Raw genomic sequence first — 7,299 nt, 5'->3', positions numbered from 1 at the left:
AGGGAAAACCCCTTACTACACGGGTGGACGGACAATCACGGGCATAACGCCACCACGGCATGTGACGGCGCGCGGAAACGACACATCAGCATCACCTCTGCACTGCAGAGCTGACGCGATACTCCCAGCGAGGAGGTCGTTTCCGCTGCTATCAGGCGGGTCCTCGCACGGAGCTGCAATCACCGGTTGTGGAACACCTCGAGGCCCACTGGCTGTGATGCATGCGCCTTCGATTATCTCTTTTCACCGCCAGCGACCGTCCATAGGCCTGTGCATAACCCCCACGCGGGCGGGTTGAGACAGGCTGCAGACGGCCTCTGGCTGTGGATGCACCACGATGTGATTGCACCGGGGTGTGCACAGAGCCGGCGGGGCCGAACTCTATGGTGATGCAGAGTTTTCCACAACGTTATCCACAGCTGTGGATAACGTGACTGCACAAGAGCTATCCACAGCCTAGCCGAGAGCCTGTGCATAACTAAATCGCCGAAAAAATGGCTACTGAGCTGCGTTAAGGGTTCGCTCTCAGGGGAGTCTCAAGTTCAGCTTTAGAGTTATCCACAGCCCCAGGGTGTTCACAGCTGTGTTTTATTCACGTGTTCCATTGTTACCCGCCGGCGGTAGATGCAGTCCAACACTCGCGAGGAATATCAATGCTGTAATTATCTATGCGGCTCCACTCCCCTGTCCTCTAGGCGAATTTGGAGTGCTGCGGATGACGTGCCCTTTTGATTCGCGGGCGCGGCATCAGCGCAGGATCACAGCGTGCGCTTGAGTCCCTAGGGCAGAGGGAATTACATCAACCGGATTTCAGGGGTAAAAAATGCTCATATTCCCCCCGCTGGATCGCGGTGGCAGCAGCTGTGGCGAGGCCGCGGTCTCGAGGGTGAGTCGGTGCTTCCAGGCGGTAGTGGGCGGCTATGAGAGAGGGCACATGATGCATCTAATTACCAGTACACCCGTACTATTTGCGCCCAGCTAAAGGTTTTGGGGCCGTGCTTAGGGGTGGGGCGAAGCTGCAGCACGGTTGCAGCTCTATAACCACACGCATGAAAGTTAGCCCAGCTAGCGCTGCGAATCTTATTGGCGTGGCAACTTGTTATCCGCGGGAGCCATACCGTATTCTGTCTAGGTCTATTGCGGTCACGCAGCTGCATCGCGGGGTCAACCTGAGGTTGAGCCGTGGTGGTGCGGTGGGCAGGGCCGCGTGTGGACGATGCTTTTGCGACACAGTGCGCTGACCCGAGCGCCGGCTCGTCGGTGGGCTACCACCACGCTCGCTGAAGCTGAAGCATCGATCTGCATCCGTCTTCCGCCTCGGCGGGAGAGGGAAGAAAAAGAATTCATCTCATGAGTTCCATGGCAGTGCCGAGCGGCAGTGCCTCGATCACTACGGTGGTCGCGGCATCTACTCGGTGATGCGGAGCTTATGACAGCAAACTTTCAAGGAGTGTTTGACCTATGGCTAAGGGCAAGCGGACTTTCCAGCCCAACAACCGTCGTCGCGCCCGCGTCCACGGTTTCCGTACTCGTATGCGCACCCGTTCCGGCCGCGCTATCGTTGCTGCACGTCGCCGCAAGGGCCGTGCTCGCCTCACCGCGTAGTTTTCTTTCACCCGTGAGGCATGGCGCCTGATAGGTGCTGAGCCTTCACCTTCAAAGAAGAACTCGAGGGGCGCACTGATGCTTCCGAAGAACCTCAAGATTGGTTCCTCTGCGGAATTTTCGCAGGCCGTCTCCGGTGCGAGCCGGGCGGGAACCAAGCGCGTGGTTGCCTATTATTCCCAGGCGACCCACGAGCGGGAGCCCCAGGTGAGCTTCGGTGGGCCGCATTTCGGGCTCATCGTGTCCAAAGCCGTCGGGAATGCTGTGATTCGTCACCGCGTTGCCCGACGGCTGCGGCATATCTGCGCCCAGCTCGCCACGGAGCTCGAACCCGCTGATCGGGTGGTACTTCGGGCTCTGCCTGCCAGTGCTGATGCCACCTCAGAGAAACTCGAGGCCGATGTCAGACGAGCACTCGTGCGCAGCCGTCGGCGCTCCGATGAACGCCAAGCCGGCGAGCGCCAAGCCGGCGAGCGTCGAGTCCACGAGGGCCGAGCCGATGAACGCCCCGTCGCATCCCCATAACCACGGCCGGCCAGGGCCCATTACCCGGCTCCTTCTGGGCGGGGTGCGGCTGTATCAACGCTATCTCTCCGGTCTTAAAAGTGGTCCGAGCTGCCGTTTTGAGCCCAGCTGTAGCGCCTATGCCTATGAGAGCCTGCAGCGCTTTGGAGCCCTTCGGGGGCTGCTTCTCGCTGTGGTTCGGCTGAGCAAATGTGGGCCGTGGCACCCAGGCGGTTATGATCCTGTGCCCCCTCATGGTGAGAGAAAATGATTAAATAATACTCGCATGTGTGCCGCCAGCGGCGGCGCTAGTGAATACCCCGTGTGGCTGTGTTTTTTGTGGCACGAGGCACCGCGACTGTCCTTGGGCGCGCTGCTGTACACCCCTGAAACGACGATCACACCACAGAGCAGCTAAGGAGCATTCAGAACGCCGTGCTGAATCCTATTTATTACGCAATTTCTGCCATCTTGTGGTTTTGGCACAAGGTGGTCAGTTATGTCCTCGACCCTGACTCAGGTGTGTCCTGGGTGCTCGCCATCGTTCTTTTGACGGTGACCATCCGTGCCTTCCTGGTCAAGCCAATGCTCAAGCAGATGCGCTCGACGCTGAAGATGCAAGAGATGCAGCCGAAGATGCAGGCCATCCGCGAGAAGTACAAGAACGACCAGGCAAAGATGATGGAGGAGTCGCGCAAGCTGCAAAAGGAGATGGGTGTTAACCCCATTGCCGGCTGTATCCCGCTGCTCGTCCAGATGCCGGTGTTCATCGGTCTGTTCCACGTGCTGCGCTCCTTCAACCGCACCGGTACCGGCGGCACTCAGCTGGGGCTGTCCATCGAGGTCAACCGCAACACCCCGAACTACATCTTCGGTGTGGACGAGGTGCAGTCCTTCCTGGACGCCCGTATCTTCGGGGTGCCGCTGTCCTCCTATATCTCGATGCCCAATGAGATGTTCGGCGCTTTCGGCACGGTGGACTTCACCCGCGGCAAGATTATGGCCGTGGCCGCGCCGTTGATCCTTATCGTGGTCTTCGCCACCCACATGAACGCTCGGCTGTCCATCGCTCGCCAGGAAGAGCGTCGCCGCTCTGGCAAGACCAAGGCCCCGCAGAATGACATGATGGCCACCCAGATGCAGATGATGAACAAGATGATGCTCTGGTTCATGCCCGGCATCATTTTGTTCACCGGTGTCTTCTGGCACATCGGTCTGCTCTTCTACATGGCTTCCAACAACGTGTGGACCTTCTTCCAGCAGCGCTGGATCTTTGCCAAGGTGGACGCCGAGGAGGAAGAGGAGCTGGCGCGTAAGCGCGAGGCGAAGCGCACCACTGCACCTCGCCCCGGCCAAAAGCCGAAGAACCCGAAGAAGGGTAAGAACTCCTAGTTCTTCGCTTGTCGACGCCACCCTCACGGCCCAGCCCCTCACTTTCCGAGGTGCTGGGCCGTTGGCATTGGCGCCCCTAGGGGCGCTCGGAACAGGCGACGTATAGTGATGAGGACAGAATGCATGAGGAAAGGGATGTTTCACGTGAAACCAGAGCTGCAGGATGGCCCGACGAGCAAACTGGCTCTGCCACCGGAGAGCGCCCAGAGTGTGTTTGGTGAGCGGCTAGATCTAGCGGTGCGCTATCACGCCTCCCTAGCCACTACGGGAAACCAACGCGGCTTCATCGGTCCGCGTGAGGTGTCTAGGCTCTGGGAGCGGCACATCCTCAATTGCGCAGTGCTCACCGAGGCTATCCCCGCCGATGCCCAGCGGCTGGCCGATGTGGGATCCGGGGCGGGCCTGCCGGGCGTTCCGGTGGCTATTGCGCGGCCGGATCTTTCCATCACCCTGATCGAGCCGCTGCTGAAGCGTTCTACCTATCTCCATGAGGTAGTCGAGGAGCTCGGCTTGAGCAATGTGCGGGTAGTGCGCGGCCGCGCTGAGGAAAAGGGCGTGCGTGCCGAGGTCGGTCGTTTCGATGTGGTGACCTCCCGTGCGGTGGCCCCCTTGGGCAAGCTGGCGCGCTGGTGCATGCCGCTCGTTCGGCCAGGGGGAAAAATGATTGCGCTCAAGGGCGCGAGCGTGCACGAGGAGTGGGAGCGTGACCACTCCACCATCACCAAAGCGGGCGGTGGTCTTGCCAACATCATGACTGTTGGTGAAGGGGTGCTCGAGCAGCCCACCACGGTGATCAGCATTCCACGGCGGCGCTAGCCGCTAGCGTGGGTGCTCTCACGCTCTCACCCCATTGGTTGGCGGCACCGTGAGGCACTAGGCTAGGGGGCTAGGTGTGCGCGACAGGAGGGTGGCGTCGATAAGCATGACGGCCCTCATCTCCGCCGCGCATACAGTGTTTCCGATAGGCCAGCATAGAGGGGATAGATCAGCGAGCATGCAGGACTCTACGTGGGACGACACGCCCATCGCCGCTGCGGCACAGCGGGCGGCGCAGGTGCGCACCCCGAATGCGTTAAAGCTGCCTCGGCCCGAGCGCCCGCGCATCATGACGATTGCGAACCAGAAGGGCGGGGTGGGTAAAACCACGAGTTCCGTCAACCTTGCCGCAGGCCTGGCGATATGCGGGCTACGGGTGCTGGTGATCGATCTTGACCCCCAGGGCAACGCCTCCACCGCGCTCGGCGTGGAGCATCGGGCAGGCACGGTCTCGAGCTATGAGCTGCTGCTCGGCGAGGCCACCGCCGAAGATGCGATGCAAAGCTGCGAGCTCTCGGAGAATCTCTTTTGCATCCCCGCCACCATTGATCTCGCCGGATCGGAAATTGAGCTGGTATCCATGGTGCGCCGCGAATACCGCCTGGCCGATGCCATCAACGAGGACTTCCTCACCGAGCACGATCTGGACTATGTGCTCATCGACTGCCCGCCTTCGCTGGGTCTTTTGACGATCAACGCGATGACCGCTGTGAACGAGGTGATCATCCCGATCCAATGTGAGTACTACGCGCTCGAGGGCGTGGGCCAGCTGCTGAATAACATCTCCATGATCAGCACCCACCTCAACCCGGAGCTGCACATCTCCGCCATCCTGCTCACCATGTACGACGGCCGCACCAAGCTGGCCGAGCAGGTCACCAGCGAGGTGCGCAATCACTTCGGCGAGGTTGTACTCACCACCGTGATTCCCCGCAGCGTGAAGGTGTCGGAGGCGCCCGGCTATGGGCAAACCGTGCTGGAATACGATCCCGGCTCTCGGGGTGCGATGGCCTATCTGGACGCCGCGCGCGAGCTGAACAATCGCGGCGACTACCCCGCCACCGAGGAGTCCTCCCCCATCGGTCAAGCCCCCGAATAAATCGGTATTGACGCCACTGTGGTCGAGCAAAGATACTAAGGCCAGCGGGCCCACCACGGGCGTCGTCTCTAGCCCCCCGGAAGTGCCCACGCGGAAACGCAAACGAAGGATGTTGAGCAACCATGGCGAATGAAACTCGTAAAGGCGGTCTCGGCCGCGGTCTAGCAGCCCTGATCCCCGATGGCTCCGCCAAGCCTCGGCTCGGCAATAACGCCGCGAGCATCGTCTTGGGCGATGGGCCGCGCACTCCCGGCGAGGACTCTACGCAGTCACGCGGGCAGAAAGGCGGCTCGCAGGGCGGCCAGAAGCCCAGCCAGAAGGGCAATGCGGGGCAGCGCGGCAACGGCCGTGGCTCCGCCAGCCAAGGCGGCGCTACGGGCCGCAACGGTGGCCCGCGCCGTCGCCCAGAGAATGTACACGAGGACTACTCCACCCCCGTGGGCGCGACCTACCGGGAGATCCCCATCGGGCTGATCGAGCCCAATGAAAAGCAGCCCCGTGAGGTCTTCGACGAGCAGGCCATGGCTGAGTTGACTCACTCCATCAAGGAGTTCGGCCTCATGCAGCCGATAGTGGTACGCGAGGTGGCTGAGGGTTATGAGCTCATCATGGGTGAGCGCCGTTGGCGTGCCGCCACCAAGGCCGGCATGCAGGAGATTCCCGCGATCGTTCGCGAGACCGAGGACTCCACGATGCTGCGCGACGCCCTGCTGGAAAATATCCACCGGGTGCAGCTCAACCCGCTCGAAGAGGCCGCCGCCTATCAGCAGCTGCTAGAGGAATTTGGTGTCACCCAGGCACAGCTGGCCGATAGGCTGGGCCGCTCCCGCCCGGTCATCACCAACATGATCCGCCTGCTGGCCCTACCGGTCTCCGTGCAGCGCAAGGTTGCTGCTGGGGTGCTCAGCGCCGGTCACGCCCGCGCCCTGCTGGGCGTGAAGGTGGGCGAGGAAGCCCAAGAGAAGCTCGCGCAGCGCATCGTGGCCGAGGGGCTGAGCGTGCGCGCCACCGAGGAGGCCGTCACCCTGCTCAACCGTGGTGAGGAGGCGGAGAAGAAGAAGCCGCGGGAAAAGGCCCCGCAGCCGGAGTATCTCAGCCACGCCGCCGAGTCCTTGGCCGATAGCCTCGACACCAAGGTGACGGTGCAGGCCGGCAAGAAGAAGGGCAAGATCATCGTGGAGTTCGCCGGCCGCGAGGACTTTGAGCGCATCGTCGAGCTTCTCGGACGCTAAAGCTTCCCTACTCTTAGCCGCTGATCATGACGGGCGCCGAGCACATCCAGCTACTACCGCTAGATCCGCGCGGACTGAAGCACCTCCACCCGCAGGCGCGCCGCAGCATCTTCTGGGAGATCGCGGCCGCAGATGAAGCCCTCATCCGCGATAGCGCGCTAGAGAAGGAAGCGTGGATCATCCACGCCTCCACCACCCTGGGTGCCTGCGGCTTCAACCTCATCACCCCGAGCGAGACCCTTGGCACCATCTTCTTCTGCCCACCGGTGCTCGCGCGGGGGATATCGAGGCTGCCCACCGGCCCAGTTCCGCGCCGCGCAATGCTGCTCAGTTCCCTGTTTCGCACCCCGCATGTGGGCACTGCACCGGTGCTTATCGACGCCGCCCTTATGCACCTCACCCAGCTCGGCATCGACACAGTGCAGGCCTTTGGTTGGCGCGCCAGCGGCCGCGAGAAGCTGGACTGGGTGCCCGAACGCATTGGGTTGATGAGCGAAGAGGAGCTGCAGGCAGCAGGCTTCGAGGTGGTGCGTGAGCACCCCGTGGTGCCCCGGCTAGAGATCACCCTGCCACCAGACACCGGCGAGCTAGCGGAGGCAGCACGAAAGGCCCTCAGCGCCGAGCTGCGCTGCTGAGGGCCAGGCAGGGATA

At 62.0% G+C, this 7,299-nt stretch carries 7 protein-coding genes and 1 pseudogene; all 8 read left to right on the top strand.

Features of this window, described 5'->3' with window-relative positions; translation table 11 throughout:
* Positions 1-1,461 precede the first annotated feature (1,461 nt).
* Entirely contained in the window at positions 1,462-1,605 is a 144-nt protein-coding gene (gene rpmH, locus CCICO_RS11355) for a 50S ribosomal protein L34 (RefSeq protein WP_083878205.1), read from the top strand.
* A gap of 78 nt (positions 1,606-1,683) precedes the next feature.
* Positions 1,684-2,022 (top strand): annotated as a pseudogene (rnpA, locus tag CCICO_RS11350) (ribonuclease P protein component); the annotation flags it as partial.
* Positions 1,979-2,380: a membrane protein insertion efficiency factor YidD gene (gene yidD, locus CCICO_RS11345; protein WP_341860339.1), complete on the top strand. Its 402-nt coding sequence runs from the start codon at positions 1,979-1,981 to the stop codon at positions 2,378-2,380. The pseudogene rnpA and the gene yidD, both read left to right, overlap by 44 nt.
* 164 nt (positions 2,381-2,544) lie before the next feature.
* Positions 2,545-3,501: a membrane protein insertase YidC gene (gene yidC, locus CCICO_RS11340; RefSeq protein WP_018018388.1), complete on the top strand. Its 957-nt coding sequence runs from the start codon at positions 2,545-2,547 to the stop codon at positions 3,499-3,501.
* 135 nt (positions 3,502-3,636) lie between these two features.
* The gene (rsmG, locus tag CCICO_RS11335) at positions 3,637-4,317 is read left to right on the top strand and encodes a 16S rRNA (guanine(527)-N(7))-methyltransferase RsmG (protein WP_018018387.1); all 681 of its coding nucleotides are present in this window, start codon (positions 3,637-3,639) and stop codon (positions 4,315-4,317) included.
* A gap of 178 nt (positions 4,318-4,495) precedes the next feature.
* Positions 4,496-5,416, top strand: coding sequence for a ParA family protein (locus CCICO_RS11330; protein WP_018018386.1), 921 nt, complete (start codon positions 4,496-4,498; stop codon positions 5,414-5,416).
* 122 nt (positions 5,417-5,538) lie between these two features.
* Complete coding sequence (locus CCICO_RS11325; protein WP_018018385.1) at positions 5,539-6,648, top strand: ParB/RepB/Spo0J family partition protein; 1,110 nt, start codon at positions 5,539-5,541, stop codon at positions 6,646-6,648.
* A 26-nt stretch (positions 6,649-6,674) separates the two neighbouring features.
* The gene (locus CCICO_RS11320) at positions 6,675-7,283 is read left to right on the top strand and encodes a hypothetical protein (RefSeq protein WP_018018384.1); all 609 of its coding nucleotides are present in this window, start codon (positions 6,675-6,677) and stop codon (positions 7,281-7,283) included.
* The last annotated feature ends 16 nt before the right edge of the window (positions 7,284-7,299 follow it).

Origin of the sequence: Corynebacterium ciconiae DSM 44920, from assembly GCF_030440575.1 — a bacterium.
Classification (GTDB): domain Bacteria; phylum Actinomycetota; class Actinomycetes; order Mycobacteriales; family Mycobacteriaceae; genus Corynebacterium; species Corynebacterium ciconiae.
This window is presented reverse-complemented; position numbering and strand designations above follow the sequence as displayed.

Bases quoted from the DNA above. Each gene is read 5' to 3' on its own strand.
- rpmH (WP_083878205.1), top strand. From the start codon at position 1,462: ATGGCTAAGGGCAAGCGGACTTTCCAGCCCAACAACCGTCGTCGCGCC.
- yidD (WP_341860339.1), top strand. From the start codon at position 1,979: ATGCCACCTCAGAGAAACTCGAGGCCGATGTCAGACGAGCACTCGTGC.
- rsmG (WP_018018387.1), top strand. From the start codon at position 3,637: ATGTTTCACGTGAAACCAGAGCTGCAGGATGGCCCGACGAGCAAACTG.
- CCICO_RS11330 (WP_018018386.1), top strand. From the start codon at position 4,496: ATGCAGGACTCTACGTGGGACGACACGCCCATCGCCGCTGCGGCACAG.
- CCICO_RS11325 (WP_018018385.1), top strand. From the start codon at position 5,539: ATGGCGAATGAAACTCGTAAAGGCGGTCTCGGCCGCGGTCTAGCAGCC.
- CCICO_RS11320 (WP_018018384.1), top strand. From the start codon at position 6,675: ATGACGGGCGCCGAGCACATCCAGCTACTACCGCTAGATCCGCGCGGA.